27 protein-coding genes are annotated in these 24840 nt (G+C 62.7%); 22 read left to right on the top strand and 5 right to left on the bottom strand.

The features are described 5' to 3' along the window. Positions 1-136 precede the first annotated feature (136 nt). From B5T_RS21160 to B5T_RS21140, 5 genes are all read left to right on the top strand, one after another. Positions 137-541 (top strand): CBS domain-containing protein, encoded by a 405-nt coding sequence (locus B5T_RS21160; RefSeq protein ID WP_014996571.1) that lies wholly within the window; start codon positions 137-139, stop codon positions 539-541. 116 nt (positions 542-657) lie between these two features. Further along, complete coding sequence (locus tag B5T_RS21155) at positions 658-1158, top strand: Mpo1 family 2-hydroxy fatty acid dioxygenase (RefSeq protein WP_014996570.1); 501 nt, start codon at positions 658-660, stop codon at positions 1156-1158. A gap of 62 nt (positions 1159-1220) precedes the next feature. Beyond that, the gene (locus B5T_RS21150) at positions 1221-1907 is read left to right on the top strand and encodes a helix-turn-helix domain-containing protein (RefSeq protein ID WP_014996569.1); all 687 of its coding nucleotides are present in this window, start codon (positions 1221-1223) and stop codon (positions 1905-1907) included. Between the two features lie 63 nt (positions 1908-1970). Then, on the top strand, positions 1971-2858 hold the full coding sequence (locus tag B5T_RS21145) for a crotonase/enoyl-CoA hydratase family protein (protein WP_014996568.1): 888 nt from the start codon (positions 1971-1973) through the stop codon (positions 2856-2858). A 48-nt stretch (positions 2859-2906) separates the two neighbouring features. Next, positions 2907-4178 carry an O-acetylhomoserine aminocarboxypropyltransferase/cysteine synthase family protein gene (locus B5T_RS21140; protein WP_014996567.1) on the top strand — a complete coding sequence of 424 codons (1272 nt, stop codon included), beginning with the start codon at positions 2907-2909 and terminating at the stop codon, positions 4176-4178. On the opposite strand, the gene B5T_RS21135 is transcribed toward B5T_RS21140, so the two are convergent. Then, positions 4175-5149 carry an AraC family transcriptional regulator gene (locus B5T_RS21135; RefSeq protein ID WP_014996566.1) on the bottom strand — a complete coding sequence of 325 codons (975 nt, stop codon included), beginning with the start codon at positions 5147-5149 and terminating at the stop codon, positions 4175-4177. The two genes, B5T_RS21140 and B5T_RS21135, sit on opposite strands and share 4 nt — an antisense overlap. A 101-nt stretch (positions 5150-5250) precedes the next feature. Between B5T_RS21135 and B5T_RS21130 the strand changes: the two genes are divergently transcribed. The 7 genes from B5T_RS21130 (at position 5251) to B5T_RS21100 (ending at position 11468) form a co-directional block, all read left to right on the top strand. Further along, positions 5251-6531 carry a flavin-containing monooxygenase gene (locus tag B5T_RS21130; RefSeq protein ID WP_014996565.1) on the top strand — a complete coding sequence of 427 codons (1281 nt, stop codon included), beginning with the start codon at positions 5251-5253 and terminating at the stop codon, positions 6529-6531. Positions 6532-6552: 21 nt separating this feature from the next. Beyond that, positions 6553-7476 carry a bile acid:sodium symporter family protein gene (locus B5T_RS21125; protein ID WP_014996564.1) on the top strand — a complete coding sequence of 308 codons (924 nt, stop codon included), beginning with the start codon at positions 6553-6555 and terminating at the stop codon, positions 7474-7476. Next, entirely contained in the window at positions 7473-8408 is a 936-nt protein-coding gene (locus B5T_RS21120) for an SDR family oxidoreductase (protein ID WP_014996563.1), read from the top strand. The genes B5T_RS21125 and B5T_RS21120 overlap by 4 nt, the downstream gene beginning before the upstream one ends. Beyond that, positions 8405-9211 carry an SDR family NAD(P)-dependent oxidoreductase gene (locus tag B5T_RS21115; protein ID WP_014996562.1) on the top strand — a complete coding sequence of 269 codons (807 nt, stop codon included), beginning with the start codon at positions 8405-8407 and terminating at the stop codon, positions 9209-9211. The genes B5T_RS21120 and B5T_RS21115 overlap by 4 nt, the downstream gene beginning before the upstream one ends. Positions 9212-9295: 84 nt before the next feature. Further along, positions 9296-9892: a GNAT family N-acetyltransferase gene (locus tag B5T_RS21110; protein ID WP_014996561.1), complete on the top strand. Its 597-nt coding sequence runs from the start codon at positions 9296-9298 to the stop codon at positions 9890-9892. Positions 9893-10281: 389 nt separating this feature from the next. Beyond that, positions 10282-10854, top strand: coding sequence for a cytochrome b (locus B5T_RS21105; protein ID WP_014996559.1), 573 nt, complete (start codon positions 10282-10284; stop codon positions 10852-10854). 17 nt (positions 10855-10871) lie between these two features. Then, on the top strand, positions 10872-11468 hold the full coding sequence (locus B5T_RS21100) for a YceI family protein (protein WP_014996558.1): 597 nt from the start codon (positions 10872-10874) through the stop codon (positions 11466-11468). 32 nt (positions 11469-11500) lie between these two features. On the opposite strand, the gene B5T_RS21095 is transcribed toward B5T_RS21100, so the two are convergent. Together B5T_RS21095 and B5T_RS21090 are read right to left on the bottom strand one after the other, a co-directional pair. Further along, positions 11501-12142, bottom strand: coding sequence for a class I SAM-dependent methyltransferase (locus B5T_RS21095; RefSeq protein ID WP_041717168.1), 642 nt, complete (start codon positions 12140-12142; stop codon positions 11501-11503). Next, the gene (locus B5T_RS21090) at positions 12139-13230 is read right to left on the bottom strand and encodes an alpha/beta fold hydrolase (protein ID WP_014996556.1); all 1092 of its coding nucleotides are present in this window, start codon (positions 13228-13230) and stop codon (positions 12139-12141) included. Before B5T_RS21090 ends, B5T_RS21095 begins: the two co-directional genes overlap by 4 nt. Before the next feature lie 130 nt (positions 13231-13360). Between B5T_RS21090 and B5T_RS21085 the strand changes: the two genes are divergently transcribed. From B5T_RS21085 to B5T_RS21040, 10 genes are all read left to right on the top strand, one after another. Then, the gene (locus tag B5T_RS21085) at positions 13361-14434 is read left to right on the top strand and encodes an HlyD family secretion protein (protein ID WP_014996555.1); all 1074 of its coding nucleotides are present in this window, start codon (positions 13361-13363) and stop codon (positions 14432-14434) included. A gap of 11 nt (positions 14435-14445) precedes the next feature. After that, entirely contained in the window at positions 14446-15477 is a 1032-nt protein-coding gene (locus B5T_RS21080) for a DUF2955 domain-containing protein (protein ID WP_014996554.1), read from the top strand. Positions 15478-15590: 113 nt separating this feature from the next. Next, on the top strand, positions 15591-15899 hold the full coding sequence (locus tag B5T_RS21075; RefSeq protein WP_014996553.1) for a hypothetical protein: 309 nt from the start codon (positions 15591-15593) through the stop codon (positions 15897-15899). A 263-nt stretch (positions 15900-16162) separates the two neighbouring features. Then, positions 16163-16759, top strand: a complete 597-nt coding sequence (locus B5T_RS21070; protein ID WP_014996552.1) for a hypothetical protein — start codon at positions 16163-16165, stop codon at positions 16757-16759. Then, positions 16756-17304, top strand: coding sequence for a hypothetical protein (locus B5T_RS21065; protein ID WP_014996551.1), 549 nt, complete (start codon positions 16756-16758; stop codon positions 17302-17304). The genes B5T_RS21070 and B5T_RS21065 overlap by 4 nt, the downstream gene beginning before the upstream one ends. Positions 17305-17402: 98 nt before the next feature. Further along, entirely contained in the window at positions 17403-17681 is a 279-nt protein-coding gene (locus B5T_RS21060; protein ID WP_014996550.1) for a hypothetical protein, read from the top strand. Continuing rightward, positions 17678-17935: a hypothetical protein gene (locus tag B5T_RS21055; protein ID WP_014996549.1), complete on the top strand. Its 258-nt coding sequence runs from the start codon at positions 17678-17680 to the stop codon at positions 17933-17935. Before B5T_RS21060 ends, B5T_RS21055 begins: the two co-directional genes overlap by 4 nt. Beyond that, positions 17932-19488 (top strand): PepSY-associated TM helix domain-containing protein, encoded by a 1557-nt coding sequence (locus B5T_RS21050; RefSeq protein WP_014996548.1) that lies wholly within the window; start codon positions 17932-17934, stop codon positions 19486-19488. The genes B5T_RS21055 and B5T_RS21050 overlap by 4 nt, the downstream gene beginning before the upstream one ends. A 79-nt stretch (positions 19489-19567) precedes the next feature. Then, positions 19568-20251, top strand: coding sequence for a deoxyribonuclease V (gene nfi, locus B5T_RS21045; RefSeq protein ID WP_014996547.1), 684 nt, complete (start codon positions 19568-19570; stop codon positions 20249-20251). Between the two features lie 70 nt (positions 20252-20321). Next, positions 20322-21950: an SMP-30/gluconolactonase/LRE family protein gene (locus tag B5T_RS21040; protein WP_014996546.1), complete on the top strand. Its 1629-nt coding sequence runs from the start codon at positions 20322-20324 to the stop codon at positions 21948-21950. A gap of 66 nt (positions 21951-22016) precedes the next feature. Here B5T_RS21040 and B5T_RS21035 read toward each other — a convergent pair whose 3' ends face one another. Beyond that, positions 22017-22877, bottom strand: a complete 861-nt coding sequence (locus B5T_RS21035) for a hypothetical protein (RefSeq protein ID WP_014996545.1) — start codon at positions 22875-22877, stop codon at positions 22017-22019. 287 nt (positions 22878-23164) lie between these two features. Further along, positions 23165-24550: a hypothetical protein gene (locus B5T_RS21030; protein WP_014996544.1), complete on the bottom strand. Its 1386-nt coding sequence runs from the start codon at positions 24548-24550 to the stop codon at positions 23165-23167. Between the last annotated feature and the right edge of the window lie 290 nt (positions 24551-24840).

Genomic DNA, 24840 nt, shown 5'->3' with positions numbered 1-24840 from the left:
TCACTCGGCTGGCCGGGGTGCTATAGTCGAAACAAGGACGATTTTTATCGCCACCGTCCATGGCGGCTACCCTGAAAAGGGTTGGAAAAGGGCCCTGTGAAGGCTTTTTCAGTATCGCGATGTAGGGAGAAGCATTATGGCGGGTCTGTTGGTGAAAGACGTGATGATCAAGCATCCCATGTCCATCCCGGCCGATATGGACCTCACCCTGGTGGTGGACACGCTGCTGCAATATCGCATCACCGGCTTGCCGGTGGTGGATAGCGAAAACCGTGTCATGGGCTTCGTGTCGGAGCAGGACTGCCTGCGGCAACTGCTGGTTTCCAGCTATCACAGTGAAGGCGCGGTGCGTGTGGAACAGGTGATGCACGGTGATCCGCTCACCGTGGACGTGGAGGAATCGCTGGTGGATCTGGCGGAACTGATGCTCAAACAGAAGCCGAAAATCTACCCGGTGGTGGATGAGAAACGCCGGTTGATCGGGATGCTGACCCGCGGTCACGTGTTGCGGGCCCTGCGCGACAGCCGTCGCGGTGGCTGAGCAGCCATTCCATACAATTCCCGGGGGCGGGCACGGGCTAAGCTGTCGTCGATAAAGTCGTGCCGGCCATGGCATCACAACAGCCACGGCATAACAACAACAGGGAGGCGGAAGTCATGCGTGATTTAAGTACTTTTTTGAGCGACTACGGTGAGAGCCACCGTAATCCGGTAAACCAGTGGGTGCACATCGTCTGTGTGCCGCTGATTTTCATTTCCACACTTGGCCTGTTCTGGCTGATTCCGGTGGGCCGCTGGCTTGGCCTGGAAGGTGTCGCCGCCTATTGGGTCAACGGCGGTTTGATACTGGCGGTGCTGTGCATGCCGTTCTATCTGCGCCTGTCCATGGGCGTGTCGCTGCTGATGCTGGGCTGGCTGGCGGTGTCGATCGCGGTGGTCGCCGGCATCGACCGCAGCGGTCTGTCGCTGGGCTGGACGGCGCTGCTGGTGTGGGTGCTGGCCTGGGCCGGTCAGGCCTGGGGGCATAAAGTGGAAGGCAAGAAGCCGTCGTTCTTCGACGATCTGATCTTTCTGCTGGTGGGGCCGATTTTCGTCAGTCTGGAACTGATGCACAAACTCGGTCTGAGCCGCACGCCGGGGCACGGCCGCCCTTCCTGACGGGCCGCGCGAGTGCCGTGACGCCGCTATCACCGCTGTTTATCTGGCAGGGAGGCTGGCTGATGCTGGCCTCCTCTGTGCGTAATCGTCCCCATCGCCATGTGGCCGCCTCATTGCTGGTGGGGCTGGAAGGGCCACTGCGCGTGCAGATCGCCGGGCACTGGGTGCACTCGCCGCTGGTCTGGGTGGCGCCGGACGTGGAGCAGGCCCTGGAAAGCCCCGGCCCGGTGGCGGTACTGCATCTGGATCCCGACGACGGTGCCTGGCGCGGCCTGCCGGTACAGGGGCCGGGGGGCGCCCTGCCGGAGTCGCGTCTGCCGGGCTTTCGGGAGGTCTTGACCGGTCTCAGGGAGCAGCCCGAGGTCGAGGCGGTACGGGCCTTGCGGGAGCGCCTGCGGGCCGCCGCGCCGCCGCTGGATCCGCGTGTCGCCGAGGCCTGCCAGTCCCTGCGCCGGGAAGATTTGGACAGCGCCCGTCTGGCATCGGCGGCCGGGCTCTCCGAATCCCGTTTCCGGCATCTGTTCCGGGAGCAGGTCGGGGTGTCGCTGAAACGCTTCCAACTGCATCTCAAATGCCAGCGCGCGCTGAGGTTATGGCGCGATGGCATGAGCTTCGCCGAATTGGCCGGCGCCGCCGGCTTCTACGATCAACCCCACCTCAATCGCACCCTCCGCGCCATGTTCGACGCGCTGCCTTCCCGTTATGCTAGAGCCTTTCCGGTCCAGGTGGTGCATCTGGACTGTCTCTGACGGCCTTTTTTGTCGGCCGTCCCGGCGGTTTGTTGGCGCCGGCTCAATAACAAGGAGCAGCTTATGGAGTACCAACACATCCATACCGCGTTGGCGGAAGACGGCATCCTCACCGTGACGTTGAATCGTCCCGACCGCCTCAACGCCTTTACTCTGCGGATGAAGGACGAACTGGTGCACGCTTTCGGCGAGGCCAGCAAGGATAACCGGGTGCGCGCGGTGGTGGTCACCGGTGCCGGTCGTGTGTTCTGCGCGGGTATGGAGATGGAACCGGAGGACGGTGGCAACCTGTTCGGTTATGACCGCGCCGATGGCGAGGAGCCGCCGCTGGAGGCCATCCGTGATTCCGGTGGCGAGGTTTCGCTGGCGGTCTTCGAATGCCGCAAGCCGGTGATCGCCGCCATCAATGGCGCCGCCGTCGGCGTCGGTATCACCATGACCTTGCCGATGGACTTCCGGGTGGTGGCGGAAGGCGCCAAGATCGGCTTCGTCTTCAGCCAGCGGGGGATTACTCCGGAGGCTTGCTCCACCTGGTTCCTGCCCCGTCTGGTGGGCATGCAACAGGCGTTCGAATGGGTCTACAGCGGTGATATCTTCCTCGCCGAGGAAGGCCTGAACGCCGGCTTGTTCCGCAGTGTGCACCCCCGTGACGAAGTGCTTGAGGCGGCCTATGGTCTGGCCCGCAAGCTGATCGCCAAGAGTTCACCGGTATCGGTGGCGCTGGCCAAACAGATGTTGTGGCGCAACCCCAACTTCGATCATCCGATGCAGGCCCACGCGGTGGAGTCGCGTCTGATTTACCGGTCCAGTGAATACTGGGACGGCAAGGACGGCTTCAAAGCCTTCCTGGAAAAGCGGGATCCGGTATTCGACACCGACCTGAATTCGGTTCCAACCCAGTTCGATTTCTGGCCGGAACCGCCTTTAGAGACCTTGAACAGGCTCTTGTGAGCGCCGTCGGCGCTTCTTCCATTTTTCAGAGGACTAGGGAAAAAAACAATGAAACGAGAAACCATAGCGATTCACGGCGGCTTCGCCGGCGACCCGGAAACCCATTCCGTGGCGGTGCCGATTTACCAGACCACCAGTTATTACTTCGACAACACCCAGCACGGCGCCGACCTGTTTGATCTGAAAGTGCCGGGCAATATTTATTCGCGCATCATGAACCCCACCAACGGCGTGCTGGAAGAGCGGGTGGCGCAACTGGAAGGCGGCATCGGCGCTCTGGCCATGGCCTCCGGCATGGCCGCCATTACCGCGGCGGTGCAGACCCTGGCCCGTGCCGGCGACAATATCGTTTCCGTCAGCCAGCTCTATGGCGGCACCTATAATCTGTTCGCCCACACTCTGCCGACCATGGGCATCGAAGTCCGCATGGCGGACGGCCGTGATGTGCAGGCCATGGCCGCCGCCATCGATGACAACACCAAGGCGGTGTTCTGTGAATCCATCGGCAACCCGGCGGGCAACATCGTGGACCTGGCCGCGCTCGCCAAAGTGGCCCACGATGCCGGCGTGCCGCTGATCGTCGACAACACGGTGGCGTCCCCGGCGCTGTGCCGGCCGTTCGAGCATGGCGCGGATATCGTGGTGCATTCCCTGACCAAATACATGGGCGGTCATGGCACCACCGTGGGCGGGATCATCGTCGATTCCGGTAATTTCCCCTGGCAGGGCAATGCCCGCTTCCGACAGTTCAACGAGCCGGATCCCAGCTACCACGGGGTGATTTACACCGAGGCCATGGGCCCGGCCGCATTTATCGCACGCGCCCGGGTGGTGCCGTTGCGTAACATGGGTGCGGCGCTGTCGCCGATGAACGCCTTCCTGATTCTGCAGGGTATCGAGACGCTGAATCTGCGCATGGAGCGTCATTGCGAGAACGCCATCAAGGTGGCCCGTTGCCTGAAAGCCCACGACAAAGTGGAATGGGTGAACTATGCCGGGTTGGAAGGCGACCGTGACGCGGAGCTGGCCAAGCGTTACATGGACGGCGGCTTGCCGTCGGCGATTCTCAGCTTTGGCATCAAGGGCGGCCGTGAAGCCGGCGCGCGCTTCATCGACGCTCTGCAAATGATCAAGCGTCTGGTGAATATCGGTGACGCCAAGAGCCTGGCCTGCCATCCCGCCACCACCACCCACCGGCAGCTTAATGAAGACGAACTGAAGACCGCCGGTGTGAGCGCCGATCTGGTGCGCCTGTCCATTGGTATCGAGCACGTGGACGATATTCTCGCCGATATCGAGCAGGCCCTGGACGCCGTTTAGTCACCGCGTTCCGCGCGGAACCGGGCCGGCGTGCTGCCGGTCCAGCGCTTGAACGCCTTGACGAAGGCGCTTTCGTCGGAGAACCCCAGTTCCTCGGCGATCTGGCCGGCGCGCTCGCCGTCGGCCAGCGCCTGTTCCGCCCGTTCCCGCAGCAGGGTGTCGCGCAACAGCTTGAAGCCGGTGCCTTCATCGGCCAGCTTGCGGATCAAATGGCGCCCGCTCATACCCAACTGCCCGGCGATACGTTCCTTGCCCCAGTGCGGGTGATCGCGGATCAGAACACTGACCCGGGCACCCAGGGACGGGTTCTCCAGGCGGGCCAGCAGGTCGTTGGCCAGGCCGCGCAGGTGGCGGCACAGGGCCGGGTTGGCGTGAATCAGCGGCAGCCGCAGTTGCTCGGCATCGAATACCAGAGCGTTGTGCTCGGCGTTGAAGTGCACCGGCAAACCCAACCTGTCATGGTAGCGTGAGGTGTCGGTCTGGGGAGCGTGGCACACCGTCAGACAGGCTGGACGAAAGGCGTTGCCGGTGCTCCAGCGGGTCAGATTCAACATGCTCGCCATTACCGCCTCCACCCGGGTGGCCTGGCGGGTATGGTAAAGCGGCTGGTAGCGGAGCTCGCAGCGGCGGGCCGCGGTCGCCTGAAAATGAAAGGTGCCCCCTTCGCCGACAATGGGGTGGTAGTCGAGCAGCGACTCCACCGCCTCGCCCAGGGTTTCGCAGCTCATCAGGATCATGCCGGCGGTATCCAGGTGCCCCACCTGCAGCGCCAGTCCCAGGTCCACGCCCACCAGCGGGTCACCGGCGGCCTGACAGAACGTTTCCCAGAGCCGGTCCTGGCTCTCCAGATCCACCCGTTCCCGGGTTCCCATCTCCGCCACCAGATCATCGGGCAGACGCAGCCCCAGGCGTTGTGCCGCCTGCAGGATGGCCTGGGAGAAGTGCACCGTCACCGTGGGACTGTGGTTCATGAGCGAAGTCCTGAATTAACCGGGTCCGGGTCGCGAATCAGCCATGCCCGACCGTCTCGGTAGGATTAGCCTGAAAACAATAACAAAAAGGACAGGTATTCATGTACGCAGTCATCGGTGCCGGACCGATGGGCCTGGCCACGGCCAGAAACCTCAGTAAACAGGGTTTGCCCTTCGTCGGCTATGAATTGAATAACGATGTGGGCGGTTTGTGGGATATCGATAACCCGCACAGCACCATGTACGAGACCGCCCACCTGATCTCCTCCAAGCGGATGACCGAGTTCCGCGAATTTCCCATGGACGATCGGGTGGCCACTTACCCGCATCACGCCGAATTGAAACAGTATTTTCAGGATTACGCCCGCCACTTCGACTTGTATCGGCACTACCAGTTCGGCACCCGCGTGGTCTCGGTGGTGCCGGAAGGCGAGGGTTGGCGGGTAACGGTGGAAAAAGACGGCAACCAAAGCGGCCGCTATTTTGACGGCGTGCTGATCGCCAGCGGCACCCTGCACACCCCCAACCGGCCGACGCTGCCCGGGCAATTCGAAGGGGAATTGCTGCACGCATGCGATTACCGCGATCCCGTGCTGTTCAAGGACAAGCGCGTGCTGATCGTCGGTTGCGGTAACTCCGCCTGCGACATGGCGGTGGACGCGGTGCACCAGGCGAAGAGCGTGGATCTGTCGGTGCGCCGGGGCTATTACTTCCTGCCCAAATTCATTGGCGGCCGTCCGTCCGACACCATCGGCGGCAAGCTCAAATTGCCGCGCCGCCTCAAGCAGTGGCTGGATGCCCGGCTGATCCGCATGATCATTGGCCGGCCCGGCGACTACGGTCTGCCGGACCCCGATTACCGCCTGTACGAGGCCCATCCAGTGGTCAACTCCCTGGTGCTTCATCACCTGGGCCATGGCGATATCACACCGCGTTCCGACATCGCCGACATGCGCGGCCGCACCGTCACGTTCACGGACGGGGCTCGTGGCGAATACGACCTGATTCTTCTGGCCACCGGCTACCAGCTGGATTACCCGTTCATCGACAGGGCGCTGCTCAACTGGCGGGGCGATGCGCCGAGCCTTTATCTGAACCTGTTCCATCCGCACTACGACAACCTGTTCATGATGGGCATGATCGAGGCCGCCGGCCTGGGTTGGGAAGGGCGCAACGAACAGGCGGAGCTGGTGGCGCTGTATTTGAAGCGCCGCGCCGAGGGCCATCCGGCGGCACGGGAGCTGGCACGCCTGAAACGCGAACGCGCCGGGCAGCGCCTGGATGGCGGTTACCACTATCTGAAGCTGTCGCGCATGGCCTACTACGTGCATAAGGACAGCTACCGGGCCGAGCTGGCCAAACAGCGCCAGGCGCTGCAATAACAATAACCGGGAGACCGTTTCATGGGCCCTGACACCCCGATTGATTTCAGCACCGGCAATCTGATCGTGCTCAATGTGATTCTCGCGTTGATGATGTTCGGTGTGTCCCTGTCCCTGCGCGTCGAGGACTTCCGCCGTGTGTTGCGCATGCCCCAGGCGCCGGCGGCGGGGCTGCTGGCGCAGTTCCTTCTGTTGCCGGCATTGACCTGCGCGGTGACCTGGCTGCTGGATGTGGAACCGGGTCTGGCGTTGGGCATGATTCTGGTGGCGTCCTGCCCGGGGGGCACCTTTTCCAACATCATGACCTGGCTGGCGCGGGCCAATGTGGCGATGTCGGTGAGTATGACCGCGGTGTCCAGCCTGGCGGCCACGGTGCTCACGCCGCTCAATTTCGCCTTTTACGGCTGGCTCAATCCCCATACCCGGGACCTGGTTACCGAAATCGCCCTGAACCCCTGGAACATCCTGATGCTGGTGGTTCTGGTCCTGGCGGTACCGCTGCTGCTGGGTATGCTGACCGGTCGCCATTTTCCGCGTTTCGCGGTCAGGGCACAGAAACCCATGCGCGTGTTCACCTTGCTGGTGCTGCTGGCCTTTGTTGGTCTGGCTTTCGCCAAGAACCTGGATGTATTCCTGCAAAACGCTCACCGTATCGTCGCCCTGGTGATTGGCCAGAATGCCCTGGCGCTGGCGTTGGGCGCCTTCGCCGGCATGGTGATGCGGCTTGATCGTGCCGACCGGCGGGCGGTCACCCTGGAGGTGGGCATTCAGAACTCCGGGCTGGGACTGGCGATCCTGTTCACGTTCTTTCCGCAGGCGGCGGGCATGATTCTGATCGCCGGTTTCTGGGGCGTGTGGCATCTGGTCAGTGGCCTGATTCTGGCGTTGATCTGGTCACGCAGCGCTGAACCTGAACAGGCTGAACCGAAACAGGAGGCATCATGAGCCGGATTCTGATCACCGGAGCCGGCGGCTACATCGGTCGCCTGCTTGGCGAGCGGCTGGCTGCCGGGCACACCGTGCTGGGGCTGGATTTGCGGGTGCCGGCGGATTTGCCGTTCCAGTGCCGACAGGGCGACATCCGTGATCCGGCCCTGGCGGAGCTGATGCGGGAGTGGCGCATCGACACCGTGGTGCACCTGGCGGCGGTGCTGGAGGACTCCGGCAACCGGGCACGTGACCACGACATCGATGTCAACGGCACCCGCAACGTGCTTGATGCCTGTCTGATCGCCGGCGTTACCCAACTGATCGTCACCAGTTCCGGCGCCGCCTACGGCTACCATCCCGACAATCCGGCCTGGCTGGACGAGCAGGACCCACTGCGCGGCAATCCGGAGTTCGCCTATTCCGACCATAAACGCCTGGTGGAGGAGATGCTGGCGAAGTATCACCACCGCCACCCGGATTTACGGCAACTGATCCTGCGACCGGGCACGGTGCTGGGAGAAAGCACCCGCAACCAGATTACCGCTCTGTTCGAGCGCAAGCGGGTTCTCGCCATCGCCGGGTCCGATTCACCGTTCGTGTTCATCTGGGACCGGGATGTGGTGGGTGCCATTGTCCGTGGTGTGGAGACCGGCGCGGAAGGGGTTTACAACCTGGCCGGCGACGGCGCCCTCACCGTGCGGCAGGTGGCCTCGATACTGGATAAGCCCGTGCTGGAACTGCCCGCTGGCGTGCTGCGCGCGGCGCTGTGGCTGGGGCATCGGTTGGCGCTGACGCCCCACTCGCCGGAGAAAATCAATTTTCTGCGCTACCGGCCGGTGCTCAGTAACCGCCGTTTGAAGGAGGAGTTCGGCTATCGGCCGGAAAAAACCTCCGAACAGACGTTCCGTTTTTTCGTTGAGCGGGCCCGTGCCCGGGGGCAGTTATGACGGTGAACGCGGAAACCACCATGCTGATCACCGGCGCCGCTTCCGGCCTGGGCTGGGCGCTGGCTCAAGCGGCTTTCCAACGCGGCCACCGGCTTATTCTGGTGGACCGCGATGCCGCGGCGCTCGCCGACAAGAGCGCGCAATTGGCCGCCGTCGATCCGCGACGGGTGACGCATTACGCTCTGGACCTCACCGACGGGCCGGGCCGCGACCGTCTGATTGAACAGGTCGCGGCCCGGGGGCGCCTGGATGTGTTGATCAACAACGCCGGCATTACCCATCGTTCGCTGGCGGCGCGCACCGAGTTGAAGGTCCTTCGCCAGGTCATGGCGGTGGACTGGGAGGCGCCGGTGGCCCTGACTCTGGGATGCTTGCCGCTGCTGCGCGATAGCGGCGGCTGCGTGATCAACATTGGCTCCATGGCCGGTTGGATGCCGGTGCTGGGGCGGGCCGGTTACTGCAGCGCCAAAGCCGCGCTGGCGCAGTTCTTCGAGGTATTGCGCGGCGAAGTGGCGGATCAGGGTATCGGCGTGTTGATGGTCTACCCCAGCTTCCTGGCCACGCCGATCGAAAGCAATGCCCTGGGTTTCGACGGTAAACCCGCCGCTCATGCCCGCTCCTCGGTGGGCAGGGTGCGCAGTGCCGAGTGGATGGCCGGGCGCGTTCTGGATGCCTTTGAGCGGGGCGACAAACGACTGTTCCCGGATCGCTTCACTCTCATGGCCAGTTTGCTGTGGCGACTGGCGCCTGATCTTTACCATCGGCTGATGCGCCGCCGCTTCGCCGTGGAACTGAATTCCTGACTGCCTGCCGGTTCAGGGGGTTGCCACTGGCCGGACCGGCTCTGGTGATCTAGCATCGACGGCGGCAATCAGGAGATCAGCAGTATGTCCAGTGTGGAAATTCGTCCGGTGAGCGGGATCGCCGTGGAACCCTGGTTGGATGAGTTGGCCGGATTGCGCATCCGGGTGTTTCGCGATTACCCCTATCTCTACGATGGGGATCCGGACTATGAGCGCCGTTATCTGGATCGCTACGCGAGATCCGACCGCAGCCTGTTCGTATTGGCGCTGGAATACAATCGGGTGGTGGGGGTGGCGTCGGCATTGCCGCTTGAAGACGCGGACGAGGAATTTCTGGTGCCGTTCCGGCAACAGGGGCCCTCGCCGGAGCAGGTCTATTATTTCGGTGAGTCGGTGCTGTTGCCGGACTATCGAGGTCAGGGGATCGGCCATCGCTTTTTCGATTTGCGCGAGTTGTACGCCAGTGACTTCGGTTTCCCCACCACCGCCTTCTGTAGCGTGGTCCGGGCCGTGGATGATCCGCGTCAGCCGCGGGGATACACCGGCTTGGAACCGTTCTGGCGCGGCCGTGGCTACCGTCCGGCAGCGGGGTTGACCACCGGCTTTGGCTGGCGTGACCTGGGGGATCAGGAGGAAACCCGGAAAACCATGCAATTCTGGTTGCGTGATGCCCCGGAATAAATGTAAAACTTTCCATGTGTAGGACACCCTTCTCGCGCCCGTGGCCCGTGGCTGTCTATAGTCCTGGTGGCAACGGAGGAGCCGCTATGGATTGGTCTAACCGGGGAGCCGGAACTCTCAAACGTCTGGCAATCATTATTTCCCTCGCCCTGATCGCCTTGTTCATCGCCATGGTGGTGGCCGGGTGATTTCTCTCTTGTCGATGCCTTCGCCGGGCAAGTTGCGGCAGCCGCTATCACACCAATCTAAATTTTTGATGCAAATGCGTCATTGATTGGATTCCTGTTCGCCCATTTTCTGGGCCAAGATATCCGGCGGTTAAGCGTGATTTGTGTGTCCGCGTTTCGGCTCGGCTATTGGAAATCAGTGAAAACGCCCGGGGATCGAGAATGAAATGGCGCAATGATGATCAGCGTTACGGTGTCGTCACCGTGGGGCTGCATTGGCTGGTGGCCTTGGTGGTGTTCGCCTTGTTCGGCCTTGGGCTGTACATGGTGGAGCTGGGTTATTACCACCCCTGGTATCGCAGCGCGCCGCACTGGCATCGCAGTATCGGATTGCTGCTGTTGGCGACGGTGCTGGTGCGTCTGATCTGGCGGGTGCTGTCGCCGCCGCCGAAGGCTCCCGAGCAGCACCATGCCTGGGAGAGAATCGGTGCCGGACTGGCCCACTGGGCGCTTTATTTGCTGCTGCTGGTGGCGATGATCAGCGGTTATCTGATCAGTACCGCCGATGGCGCGCCGATCCAGGTGTTCAATTGGTTCTCGGTGCCGTCGCTGACCGGTCGCCGCAGTGGTCTCGAGGATCTCGCCGGGGCCGTGCATTACTGGGCTACCTGGGCGGTGATCGTGCTGGCCGCGCTGCATGCGCTGGCGGCGCTCAAACACCACTTCATCGATCGCGACGATACTTTGCGCCGTATTTTCGGCCTGGCGCCCCGCCGGCCTTCATCCCATCGTTAATCCAAGGAGAACAACCCATGTACAAGCTGTTCACCGCTCCCGTGCTGGCTTTGATGTCGGCGTTGATGTTGAGCTCCGCGGCTCTGGCCGCCGATAAGCCCGCCGGTACCTACCACTTCGATACCGAAGGGCAGCACCAGTTCATCATGTTCAAGATTTCCCACCTGGGTTACAGCTGGCTGTACGGCCGCTTCAATGATTTCGACGGCGCTTTCACCGTGGACGCCGACAATCCGGAAAACAGCACCGTGGAAGCCACCATCAAGACCGCCAGCCTGGACAGCAATCATGCCGAGCGTGACAAGCATCTGCGCGGCGCGGATTTCCTCGACGTGGGCAAGTATCCGACCGCTACCTTCAAGAGTACCGGGATCGAAAAAACCGGCGATGAAAGCGCCCGGATCACCGGTGATTTCACTCTGCATGGTGTCACCAAGCCGGTCACTCTGGACGCCAAGCTGATTGGCTATGGCGATGATCCCTGGGGCGGCTATCGCATGGGGCTGGAGGCGACCGCCACTCTGAAATTGGCGGACTTTGGCATCACCACCAATCTGGGACCGGCCTCGGAAACGGTGGACATTATTATCTCCGTGGAAGGCGTGCGGCAGTAATCGCCAGATGCCGGGCGCCTCGGCGTCCGGCGTCAGCCCAACCGCCGCAAGATCACCGCCGGGTTTTCCGCGTACACCACTTCCCAACCGTCCCGCCGCGCCAACCAGGCGAAGGTCTCGGGTTTCCAGAAACAAACGTGGGTCGGATCCCGCCGGTAGTGCCAGCGTGGAAAGTGAGCGTCGTCGGTAAGCCAGCGGGTCATCAGTCCCAGCCAGCCGCCGGGGCGCACCAATTGGGCGAAGCGGGTCCACTCGCGATGGGGCCAGTGCAAATGCTCGATCACCTCGGTGCAAGTGACGAAGTCATATTGCCGTGTCAGCACGTCCGCCTCAGGGTGATATAGCGGGTCGTACAGAGCCATGGCAAAACCGCGTTCGCTCATCAAGCGTGCCAGCGCCGGCCCGGGGCCGCAGCCGTAATCCAGCCCGTTGGCGCCAGCCGGCAACCGTTCGGCCAGTGGCGCCGCCACCTGATCCAGAAAGCGGCGATAGCCGGCGTCTCCGGGATCGTTCTGGTGCAGATCGTATTGGGCTTTTTCCTGATCACGGCCGGGCAACTGGCTCTGATCCAGAAACGTCAGATGGCAGCGGGAGCAGCGCCAATAATCGCGGCCTTCCACACTGGTGAAGAGCCGGGCATCGCTGGCCCGACACAGGCGGCACGTTATCTTCACAGCGCCAGCCAGTCGCTCAGAGCACGGTAGGTGCGGGCGTCACCGAGCATGGCCATGTGGCCCATGCCGTGGAACTGGGCCCGGGTCAGTTGCGGCGCGTCCGGATACAGGCGGCGGGCGAGAGCGCTGTCGACCCCCACCAGCCAGTCGCCCAGCGGTGCGGGAGTACGGTGCTCACTCAGGGTGCCGGCCAGAAACAGATGCTCGATATGGTCGTCCAGCGGCACTTTGCTGCCTGGGCGCGGCGCATCTTCCGGCAGACCTTGCCACTGTTCCTCGACCACATAGCCGAAGCGCAAGTCGCGGATACCGTCGGAGCGCAGATTGCCCAGCCGCATCAGCGGGCGGGAGTAGGGGGTTACCGCCAGCAGCCGGTTGGCCTGGTTGCCCACCTGCTCCAGCAGAGCGCCCTGATGGGGCGCCCCGAGGCAGGCCAGGTGCGACACCCGCTCCACCCAGCGGTGGCCGTGCTGGCGGGCATGATGCACGGCACTGCGGGCGAGCAGGCCGCCCATGCTGTGTCCGATCAGGATCAGCCGCGGTGGCAGAGGCGTGTGTTCAAGCAGCCGGGACAGGCGGGCGCCATTGTCGGAAATGTGACGGCCGGTGTTGTAGCGCAGATAGGCTATATCCGCATTGAAGGTACTTTCGAGACGCTGATTGAAACGCTGCTGCGCGGTGTGCCGCCAGCAGCTTTCATTCATGCACAGGCCGTGCAGATACAGCACCAGGGTGTCGCGCTCCGGCTCCGGCCGTGCCGGATGCAGCGTCATGGGCAGGGCGTAGTGGCTGCGCTGGGCACTGAGCAACTGGCCGAAGACGCCATTGAGGACACTTTGCAGATCGAGATAGCTGACCCGGCGATAGGGATCCGCGGCCAGGGCGCCAAGGGCGGCGACGTCTCCGGCGTGGCGCAGGCCCAGGCGCACGGCTCCGTAGATTCGCGGCGCCGGCACATAGTCGGCGCCGCGCCAGCCCAGCGGATTGGCGATGGCGCCGTGCATGTCTTGTACCACCTGGGTGATTTCACTCCCCATGGCGGTGATCAACTGGGTCAAGCCGCCCAGTTGTCGTCCAATGCGCTTCATTCCTGGCCCTCCGCCAGGAAGCATAGCAAGGGCGCCGCGGGGCTCCCAGCGTACATCTATGACCATGTGGTCACGATGGCCGCCCCTATTGCTATACAATGCGCGGCCTCCCTCTCCAACGGAGCCTTTGATGACCCCCGAACAGCAGTTCAGCCGCTGGGTGCGCCGTGCCCTGGTGGTGTTCGCCCTGGTATTCACTTATGTGGTCTGGATGGACCTGCATGCGCCTTTGACCACCTTGTCGCGAGTGCAGCGTTATGTGGTGCAGGTGGCGCCGCAGGTGGCCGGTGAAGTGACCGGCGTGGCGGTGACCAACGGCGATCAGGTGAATCAAGGGGAGCTGCTGTTCACCGTGGCGGAGCAGGATTACCGGCTGATCATGGATGGCGCGGAACTGCGGGTGGCGGAGGCCGGGCAGGATAACGCAGTGTTGCTGGCGGATCTGGCCGGTGCCCGGGCCCGCGAGGCCAGCGCCCGGGCGACGCTGGAGGAAGCGCGACGGCAGCGGCAGCGGCTGAAGAATCTGTTCGAGGGCGGGGCGGTGTCGCGTCAGGAATGGGAACAGGGCGAACTGGCGGTGGATAACGCCGAGTCCGAACTGGAATCGGCCCGCGCCACCATCCGCAGCCTGGAAACCCGTCTGGGCGAGGACAAGGAGCACAATCTGGCCCTGGCGCAGGCCATGAACGAATTGGAAAAGGCGCGGCTGGATTGGTCGCGGACCCGCATCAGCGCACCGGTGGCCGGGGTGGTGGACAACCTGCAACTGGAGTCGGGGACCTATGCCCGTGCCCGTGAACCCCTGGTCAGTCTGATCGCCGACGCGCCGGTCTGGGTGGCGGCGGATTTCCGCGAAAAGAGCCTGCGCGACGTACACCCCGGTGACCGTGCCGAGATCGTTTTCGATGCCTGGCCCGGGCGGGTATTCGAGGCCCGGGTGCAATCCATGGGAAAAGGGGTGCGTGACGGCCAGGGCGTGCCGGACGGCCAGCTGGCTCAGGTGGAAAATACCGATCGCTGGGTGCGCGATGCGCAAAGGGTACGGGTGCGGCTGGTACTGGAAGACAGCGAGGAAGAACCGCCCTTGCGGGTCGGCGCGCGTACCACCGTGCAGCTTTATCCACGGGATGGACTGGCGTGGCTCAGTCACGGCTTCGGTTGGCTGCAGATCCGCGTTCTCTCCCTGCTGCACTACCTGTACTGAGCGGGGCCGGTATGGCGGCACGTGACGCTCACAGTTTGACTCCGGATCAATTCCGGCAATGCCTGCGTATCAGCCTGGGTTCCCTGATCGGGTTCGGCTTCGCCCACCTGACCCAGTGGAGCACCGGCCTGTTTTTCTGCGTTTACCCGGTGCTGCTGCTGGGCATGGTGCCGCGATTCAGCGCCCATGCCAGCCTGCAGTTCGTGGCCGCGTCGCTGGTCAACGTGGTGGAAGTCTATGTGCTGGCCGGCATGTTCGGTGACCAGCCGCTATTGATGACCCCTCTGGCCTGGTCGCTGTTCGCCATTCGTTTCTATTGCATGGCCAGCGGGCGCTTTTTCCTGTTCGGCGCCAATGGCCTGGTCTCCTCCAGCGTGCTGTTCCATTTCGCCAGTTATCCGGACATGGATTTTGGCGGCATGGCCAAGGCCAATGTGGCGGCCTCACTGCTGACGGTGGCGGTGGCCTGGTTACTGTGCGGTCTGTTTCCATCGAAGCGGGCCGCCGCGCCCCCCTCGCCACCACAAAAGAGTCCGGAGCAGTTGCGGCACCAGGTGTTGCTGGGGTCGACGGTCGCCACCGTCAGTTTCCTGGTCTTCCAGATTTTTGATTTGCGCGATTCGTTGTCCGCCCAGGTCACCACTTTGTTGATGTTGTTCCCGATGACCTATGCCGGTGCGCTGCAGTACGGTCGTGCACGGGCGGTGGGCGTGTTACTGGGTTGCAATGCCGCGCTGTTGATTCAGCTGCTGTTATACGACTGGTATTCAAACTGGCTATTGGTAGGCCCGCTTTATTGGGTGGCACTGATGTTTTTTGCCCGACGGCATGTGCAGGAAGGTGTCAGTGGCGTGGGTTTCGCCGGCGCAACCACTATCGCGGTGATTTTCGGGCAGTATTTATTGCCACAGCAGGATGCCATTTATCAGACGCTGTACCGATTCAGTTCCATTACCGTGGCGGTGGTGGTGGCGCTGACGGTGATATATATCGTCCATAAAATGCTCAATTTATTGCCTGGTACCCGTTATACCGTTTCGTAAAATCATCATGAATATTCGTAAAATCCCCGGAAAACGCCGGACATGTAGCTGACATAAAACGGGGAAAAGCCTAGATTTGCTGCAACGTTCATGGATACGTGCAAGGAGCAGTTATGCGTACGTTCAGCAAAGGTTTTGTCGTTGTGTTGTTTGGTGCCCTGCTGGGGTTGGCGGCCTGCGATCAACAGGAAGGTCCGATGGAGAAAGCGGGTGAGAAAGTGGATCAGGCCGTGGACGATATGACCAACGAAGGGCCCATGGAAAAAGCCGGCGAGAGCGCCGACCAAACCTGGCAGGATACTAAGGAAGCCAGTAAGGAAGCCCTGGATAAGACCAAACAGGCCGGTGAGGATACCTGGGAAAAAACCAAGGAAACCGGTGAAGACGTTAAAGACGCGGTTACCGGTGAAAACCAAAACTGATCTTTTCGTTGCAGTCTGAAAACACGCCGCCACCCCGGCGGTGTGTTGTTTTTCCGGCGGTCCCCCGCGCCGTCGGCGATCTTCTTTTCCCGCCACCGCGGGTGTCATGCCCAACCGATACAATCGGCTACATCCATTCACGCAAACGGCACTGTTTCCCTCTTTGGTGATTCCGGTCGAACTGACTAGAGTTACAACCCGGTTGCCGTGCTTGTGGATGGCCCGGAAACAGCGCTCCGTTTTCCCCAGTGTGAGGTGGACCCATGGGATGCCAGGAACAGATCGATGCCGGGGGTTACCCCGTCGACCTCGCCCTGTGCGCGATTCAGGGGCGTGTGCAAGCCTTGCAGGAGTATCTGGCGGTGTCCCGTTCCCTGGCTCGTAATCGGCATGCCCGCGCCAGGGAACTGCGCCGCGATATTCGGCGGCTGCGGGCCTGGGCGCTGTATCTGAGTGAATCCCGGCGGCGGCCCTGGTGGTGGCGCTGGCTGAGCCATGGGGCTCGCCGTACCTCCGTTGAACCGGGCACATCGGGGACCGGCCGCAGTGGGCTGGGAGTAACAGGGGTGCAGCGGCTCAGTGCCTTCAGCGTGGTGGAACGTGCTTACGCCGCCTTGCAGGAGGAGTACCAGGGGCGGCTGCTGACGTTGCGCCTGGCACAATCGCGCCATCCGTTACCGAACCGTATCGCCGTCATTGACGAAATGCAGCAGCGCGTTCAGCTGTTGACCTCCATGAGGGCTCTGCTGGCCCGGCATCCCGCGGGCGTTGCCCTGGTTTGCTCGGTGATCAGTCCGGCGCTGCGGATTCGCCAGTGGCTGGGATTGCGTGAAGAGTCCGTGTTCACGGTGCGCCAATGATCGAAACGGGTCCGGTGTTCACTCTGGCCGACATCAAGCAAAGCGGCAGCAGCGACGCAGAGGCGATGGCGCTGGTGCTGCGCTGGCTGGAGAGCGGCCGGGTGCGGCAGGTGGCGCCGCCGAGGCCGGTGTTTGTCCGTTGCGCGGTCGGCGAGGTTCTGGCCGATGAGCATCTGGCCACTGCCTTGCGCTTGGCATTTCCCTCCCTGGTGATCATCGGCGGCTCGGCATTATGGCGGCATCAGGTCAGCCATGAACGGGATGCGCGGCTTGACTGCGCGGTCTCCGAAGAGACCGACGGTTGTGTGTTTTCATCCGTGCGCCTGCATCGCCGGCCCGTTGAATGGCTCCGGGAAGTGTCTCAAGCCGGCGGCTTACGCGGACAATGGTTGCGGGTGCCGCTGCTGTCGCCGGAGATGGCGGTGGCGGATGCCGCCGCGTTCACCGACGTGTGGGTGCCCGATCGGGACTCGGTGGATTGGGACCGTCTCGACCCGGAAGCCATCAGCACGGCCCAGCGTATTATGCGTTCCCTGTCCGGGTAACCTGAGTCCGGCCCGTTTCCGGTGCGCCCGCCTTGACCCTGTCCCGCCAGCGGGGTTATAAATGCGAATCGTTATCATAATTTGTTATCTCACTCCTCATGACGCTACTTCTGGTGGCGGTGACCTTGCTGGGCGCCGCCTTGCTTTATTTCTCCGATCGGCAGCAGCGGCTGCTGGCGTTACCGTTGCCACCGGCGGCCCGCCTCGGCGGGCTGCTGATGATCCTGGGCGGGCTGGCGGGCTGGGCCGCGCATTGGGGGGTTGGTGTGGGGCTGTTTACCGGTTTATGGGTGTTTGCCCTGGGGAGCATGGTGTTGCCGATGCTGGTGGGCCATCTGGTGGACGGTTACCGGGCCCAGGGACGGCCCCGTTCATGAGAGCGCTGCTCGGAACCGTGCTGGGACTGCCACTGGCTTTGATGCTGTGCGGCCTGTTGGCGGCGATACTGCCGGTGGACTGGCGGCAATGGCTGGTGCTGTATTTGCTGTTGTCCGTGGTCTTGTGGTCGGCGCTGATCACGCTGGCCGCGCTGCCTGCCAGCCACTGGCGCACCGCGGTCTGGCTGGTGGCCGCCAACGGTGCCGCCTGGATAGTGCTGCAAACCACCGGACTTTATGGGGCGGCGGCATGAAAGCGGATACCCTGCGCAAGCACATTGATCTGCACGGCTGGCTGGGCATGCTGGCCGGGCTGGCGCTGTTCGTGGCGTTCTTCGCCGGTGCCCTGAACATGTTTCATGAGGAGCTGCATCATTGGCAGGAGCCTTATATCGCCGAAAGCGCCGGCGGTGAGGGCGACCTCCAGGCACTGCTGGACCAGGTGCTGGCGGTCACGCCGGAGGCGGCCAAACTGATGTATCTGGTGCCGGGGGACGATCCCGTGGCCCTGTGGCAGGACGCCAATCAGGAATGGCAATTCGACCATGCCAGTGATTTCAGCGCCGCCGGCGAACGGGTCAAAAAGCCGCGCTCGGAACTGGCCGAGTTCATCAATGAGCTGCATTACAAGCTGGCGCTGCCGGTGGTCGGCCTTTATCTGATGGGCATTATCTCGGTGCTGTACGGCGCCGCCCTGATTGGCGGGCTGGTTATCCATTGGCCCAAACTGAAGAAGGAATTCTTCGCTCTGCGCCATCAGGGCAACCTGCGGCGTTACTGGAAGAACCTGCACAATCTGGTCGGTGTCATCAGCTTCCCCTTCCACGCCATCTTCGCCATTACCGGCGCCGCCATGGGCTGTTTCGCATTGCTGGCGTTGGTGGCGGGCACCCTGGTATTCGGGCCGCAATTGCAGCAGGCCATCACCGACGCCACCGAGGCCTGGCCAACACCGCAGGCCAGTGGTGAAGCGGCGGAAATGGCCGGCGTGGAGGCTTACGTGGCCGCCGCCCGCGCCGAGCTGCCGGATTTGCGGGTGGATTGGATCGAGCTCCAGCAATATGGGGACCGCAATGCGGTGGTGGATGTGGCCGGGTCCGTGCCTGGCTGGATCGCCCATCACGCCCACGTGGTGCTGGCCGGTGATGACGCCCGTACCCTGACCGTCACCAGCCCCGGCAACCGGCCGTTCAACCATGCCGCTTTGTCGCCGGTCTACTCCCTGCACTTCGGCGACTATGGCGGATTGCTGGTACGCAGCCTGTACTTTGTTCTCGGGCTGTTGGGATGTCTGCTGTTCTTTTCCGGCAATGTGATGTGGGCGGAGCGGCGTACCGACCGCCAGGGGCCGAGCCGGTCCGCCATCATTATGCTGCGGGTGACGCTGGGGGTGACTTTTGGCGTGATGGCGGGGCTCGCGGTGAGTTGTATCGCCAACAAGGTGGTCAGCCATTCACCATGGGCCGGTGCCGTGGCCTGGTCGGAAAAGGGTTCTTTCCTGGCAGTGCTGGTGCTGACCCTGCTGCTCGCCCTGCGGGCAGCGCCACTGGCCATGTGCCGGTGGGGGCTGCGTGGCTGTATCGCGCTGTACCTGCTGGTTCCTTTGGTGCAGGGCGGCTTGGAAGGGTTCGCTTCCTGGGGCGAGCCACACATCTATCTGGTCAACACCGCCTTGTGGGCGGTGGCGGCCAGCCTGGCGGCGGTGGAGTGGCTGCGGGTGCGGCGTTTGCGACGGGCCGGACCGCATCCGCTGTGGGTGCCCGCTCCGCCGGCTCCAGCCGGTGAGGCCGGTCTGGCCAGCTCCTGATACTAACCGACTCTGGCATCATCGCCGGGACTGGCGCATCCTGCCTCCTCTGTCGATGGCGAGCGAGGATCGAACGCGGATGAGTCTGGAACAGGAGTGGGCGGGTTTGACGCCCCGGGATGCCGTCGCCTTGCAGCGGAAAACCGCCACCGCCGTGATCACCGAGGATCAGCTTCCCGTGGTGCGCACTGTCGCCGGAGTGGATGTGGGCTTCGAGGACAAACACACTGCCCGCGCCGCGGTGGTGGTGCTGGATGCCGCCACCCTGGAACCGGTGGACCACGCTCTGGCCCGTTTGCCGGTTTCTTTCCCCTATGTGCCCGGTTTGTTGTCCTTCCGCGAATGTCCCGTGGTCATGCGGGCCCTGGCGTCGCTGAAAGTCACGCCGGATCTGCTGCTGTGTGATGGGCAGGGCATCGCCCACCCTCGTCGCCTGGGGGTGGCGTCCCACCTTGGTGTATTGACCGGCCTGCCCAGTATCGGCGTGGCGAAAAGCCGTCTGCTCGGCACCCATGACCCGGTGTCGGACCGGCGCGGTGCCTGGGTGCCGCTGCGTGATGGCAATGAGGTGATCGGCGCGGTGCTGCGAACCCGGCAAGGGGTCAAGCCGTTGTTCATCTCGCCGGGCCATCGTCTTTCCCTGGCCACGGCGCTGGAGTGGGTGATGGCCTGTGTCACCCGCTACCGTCTGCCGGAAACCACCCGCTGGGCCGATGGGCTGGCCTCCAATCGCGGCCAGCGTTGGCTGGATCGCCTGAAATAGCCCGGCCTGCTAATCTGCGACTTTGTCCGGCGAAGTGCCGGTATGACCAGGACACGGAATGGAGAGTTGTATGTATTGTCGACCCCGCACTCAATGGCGCTGGATGACGCTGGTGTTGTGTCTGTCATTCGGGAGTGCCGTTCAGGCCCAGGAGGCGCGCTACGACGTGCCCAGGGCCGTGGTCGGCCCCCTGCCATATCTGGGTGTGCACGGACTGGGTGTGGACGCTGAAGGACGTTTGTACGCTGGCAGCGTGGTGGGGCAATCGCTTAATCGCGTGGACATCAACAGTGGCAAGGTGACGGTGTTTGAAGGGCCGGATGAGGGCATGGCCGACGATGTCGCCTTCGGGCCCGACGGCGAAATGGCATGGACCTCTTATCTCAGCGGTATCCTGCGCATTCGCGATGCCGATGGCGAAGTGCGTGACGCCGCCCTTGGCCTGCCGGGCATCAACTCCCTGGCCTATAACAAGGAAGGCCGGTTATTCGCCACCCAGGTGTTCATGGGGGATGCGCTCTACGAAATCGACCGCCAGGGTGAAGCGCCGGTGCGTAAGATCAAGGAAGACATGGGCGGCCTCAATGGTTTTGAATTCGGCGCCGACGGCAAGTTGTACGGGCCGTTGTGGTTCAAGGGCAAAGTGGTCCGCGTGGACGTGGACAGCGGCGAGATGGAAACCGTGGCGCGGGGTTTTCAGATCCCGGCGGCGGTGAATTTCGATGCCGAAGGGCGGCTCTACGTGGTGGATACCAAAACTGGTGAGCTGGTGCGCGTGGATGTGGACAGTGGTGCCAAAACCACGTTGGCGACTCTGAAACCGGCCCTGGATAACCTGGCCGTGGACCACAAGCGCAAGCGTATCTATGTCTCCAACATGGCGGATAACTCGATCCAGGAAGTGGACCCGGAAAACGGCAAGGTCCGCACCCTGGTGCGTTCGGATCTGGCCGCGCCGGCGGGGCTTTCGGTGGTCGGCGATGACATCTACATCGCCGATGTGTTCGCTTTGCGCCGCTATGCGGTGGGCGAAGGCAAGGTGCATGAGCTGGCGCGGGTATGGGGCTCGGACCTGGAATACCCGATGAACATCTGGGCGGATCAGGACACCGTAGTCACCGCCAGCTGGGCCGCTGGCGTGGTGCAGGAGTTCGACCGGCACAGTGGTGAATTGAAACGCTCCCTGCATGAGTTCAAGGCGCCCCACGATGTGGTCCGCCTTAACGATGGCAGCCTGCTGGTGGCGGAACTGGCCAACGGCAATCTGGTGCGGGTGTCAGGCAAGGAAGGCAAAAAACGGGATGTGGTGGTGGAGGACCTGGAAGGGCCGGCCGGCTTGTCCCTGAGTAAGGAGGGCTCGACGCTGTATGTCGCCGATGCCGGCGGCAATCTGTGGGCGTTTGATACCGAGGACTGGTCCCGCCGTCTGATCCGCGACGACCTGGTCTTGCCGGAAGGCATCGATCTGACCCGGGAAGGCAAGCTGTTGGTGATGGAAGTGGGCAAGCGCCGTCTGCTGGAAGTGGACCCGATCCGGGGCGATCAGCGCGTGCTGGCGGAGGAACTGCCGGTGGGGCTGCCCCAGCTTCAGGGCTTGCCGCCCACCGGCGTGTTCAATGATGTGGTGGAAGCCGCCAACGGCGATCTCTACTTCAGTGCTGACCGCAAGGGCGGCCTGTATCGAATGAAGCGGCGCTGAGGCACGGAATGGGAGAGAGGATCGCGGCCCTTATGAAGAAGGCCGCGATCCTGGTTCCCGTCCGGATCAGTTTTTCTTACGGGGCAGGGTGAGCCAGTCATTGGGGCTGGGAGCACTGCCCGAGGTGGTCTCGACCACAGCCAGACCCTCGCCAACCCACTGCGTCACCTTCACCTTGCCGGCGACGGCGCCGGGGCGCCAGCCGATCACCTGACCGGACGGCGCCTGGATCGCCTGTCCCGGCTGCCGTACTTCCAGTTCGGTGCCCAGTGCCAGCCCGTTGCGCCGGCCGACGGGGATATAGATATGGCCATCACCACCGTCGAAAGCGCGAACCGACCAGCGGGCGCTGTCGGCGCGGGCGGCCAGCTCATCCAGCAGCGCGTCGGCACCGCCATTGCTGTCCGTGCCCAGGGTCACCGTGGAGACGCCTTCACGGGTGGTATCGCGCAGGGAAACCTGTAATTGATTCTGGCCGGCGGGAACCACTTCCACCAACAGACGAACGCCCGGGTAGGTGGTCAGGCCGTCAAGGCAGCTCTCGCTTTGCAGCGGGGCGTTGCCGCAACCCCGGGTATTGCTCAGGGCGTCACGCAGGGTGCCGGTGGGGACAATCACGAAACCGTGTTCCGGAGCGCCTTCGGTGAGCGTGCTCCAGAAGGCATCGGCATTGCCGAGCTGCCCCTGTACCAGTACGCCGACATTATTGAGGGGTTCGTCGCGACGTTGGAATGCGGTGACGGCACCTTGTTCACTGGCGCCACGCTCCCAGAACGGCGTCTTCCATTCCGGTTTGGGCGTGTTCAGCCCGGCCGGAGAGTCGACCATTTCCAGTGCGTTTTCAGTGTCCAGGTTCTGGCTGGCGCAACCGCTGACAAAGGCGGCCGCCAGGAGACCAAGCAGGGCTCGACGGGGGCTGTTATTCATGGATGTTTCCGTTTCTACCGCATTGAGGGGGCGGGTCGGAGCAGGCCGGCCCGGACGTCCCTTGGAGTTTGCGCAACTGAAGGGGGAGTGTCCAGTGTCAGGCTCTCCGGCCCGCATGAAAAAGCGCCGCGTACCAGCGGAAATGGCACGATCCGCAGGTGACGCGACGAGAGGCGGACAACAGGGCGAAGGGACCCTCATGCCGCGCGGTATGGTGCAGTGAATCCAAGTGGATTCCACGGAGGGCGGTCCATCCTGGACTGCCCTCACCACACGGAACTGGGAACTTAGAAGTTGACGGTCATATTCAGGCTGGCGGCCTTCACATCGTCATCGGCGAACGCCGCCGAGGGCAGAGGACCGACCAGGCCGTTGCTGGACAACATGCCGGCTTTGTTTTCCTCCAGCATGCCCACGGACAGCCAGGTTTTCAGGGTCTTGTTGACCTGATAGCTGAACTGCAGATCGTAGAACATGCTGTCGTCATCGGCGTTGATGGTCGGGTTGTCGACGGACAACTGACCCACGGCGCCGGTAACGGCGAACTTGTCGGTGAGGTTCCATGTCAGCTTACCGGCGATCACTTCCTCATCGTAGCCTTTGACCCCGAGTGTGCCACCCATGCGATACATGCTGGTGGGGCTTTGGGTGGAATCGGGATTGTTGTTGATCAGGCTGGAGTAGGTGTCGAAGCCGGGGGAGATCAAACCGCCGTCCTTGGACATGATGTACTGCAGTCCCCAGTCCACGACACCGGCGTCGCCTTCAAGGCGCAGGTAGGCCGAGGGGGCGTGATCGGTAAAGTACTGGTCGTCGGCGGCACCTTCCACATTCCCATTGGAAAAGTAGTTGAAGCCGAGGGTGGCTTTGGCGGCGTCACCGAGGCCGCCGCTGACGTAGCCCGAGAACAGGGTGACATTGGACAGTACGTAGGGCGTGGCAGCGCCGGGGTAGGCGATGCTGCCGTCGTAGTTGTTCATCCATTGCACGTAGACCAGGCCGGCATTCACGTTGTCAGTGATTTTGCTGGTGATGCCCAGCGTGGTCATATCACCATTGTCCTGGTTGGCAAAAGGTGTGGAATCCTGGCGGCGATCGTATAGAGCCACCAGCGTGGTCTTCTTGCTCAGGGGCTGAATCATCAACACCCGGTCACGACGGTCGTCACACACCAGGAAGCAGTTGTTGTAACTGGTGGCCTGCCGGCCCACGCGGAAGATGGTGTGGCCTACCGGAATCTGCACGTAGCCCAGGTCCAGGCGCACGTTGTCGCCGCGGCTGCCGGTGTTGAAAGCCTGATCGTTGGCGGGAGAGGCGGCGCCATGGCTGTCACCCACCCAGCGGTCACCGGCCAGCTCCACACTGGTGTAGACAGAGATGCCGGTGTCCTCATCCAGGAAGTTGCCTTTTACCCGGATCAGATGGCCGAAGCCGGTATCAGTGTCTGATGTCCCAGCGGCGCCCGTGTCAAAAGCGTCGGAGGTCACGCCGAAGGCGGTGGCGCGGTATTCCATGCCGAAGTCGGTTTTCAGAGCCATGGCGGAGGACGACATCAGAGTGCCGAGGCCGATGGCGGAGCCGATCGCGGCGGCTTTAATACTTTTTCGGAGTTGATTTGAAGGGGTGCTGGTGGTCAGCGGTGTGTTTTGTTTATCGGTCCACTTAAATGCCATTGTTGTTGCCCTTTATTGTTCGAAGTTTATTGGTATTTGGGAACTTCGGACGGCGCCGATGCGCCATGGCGACCACACCCGGTGTTGATTTGTACCCGTGTGCCAATCCCCGATGTCCCTCGTGCCTTTCCGAAGGCAGTTTCTCCCGAGTGAGCCTGCCTTATTTTGGAAGGCTCTTAATTGCCGAAGTGTATTTATGCATAAGCGTATTAATACGCCCCGGTCAGCTTATCTTTCCCTTCATGGAGAAACGGTAACAATCGTCGTTTCCGACGAGATGTGAAATTTAT

This window comes from Alloalcanivorax dieselolei B5 (assembly GCF_000300005.1).
GTDB classification, from domain to species: domain Bacteria; phylum Pseudomonadota; class Gammaproteobacteria; order Pseudomonadales; family Alcanivoracaceae; genus Alloalcanivorax; species Alloalcanivorax dieselolei.
Note: the sequence above shows the minus strand (reverse complement) of the source record. Positions and strands in the feature narration are given on the sequence as shown.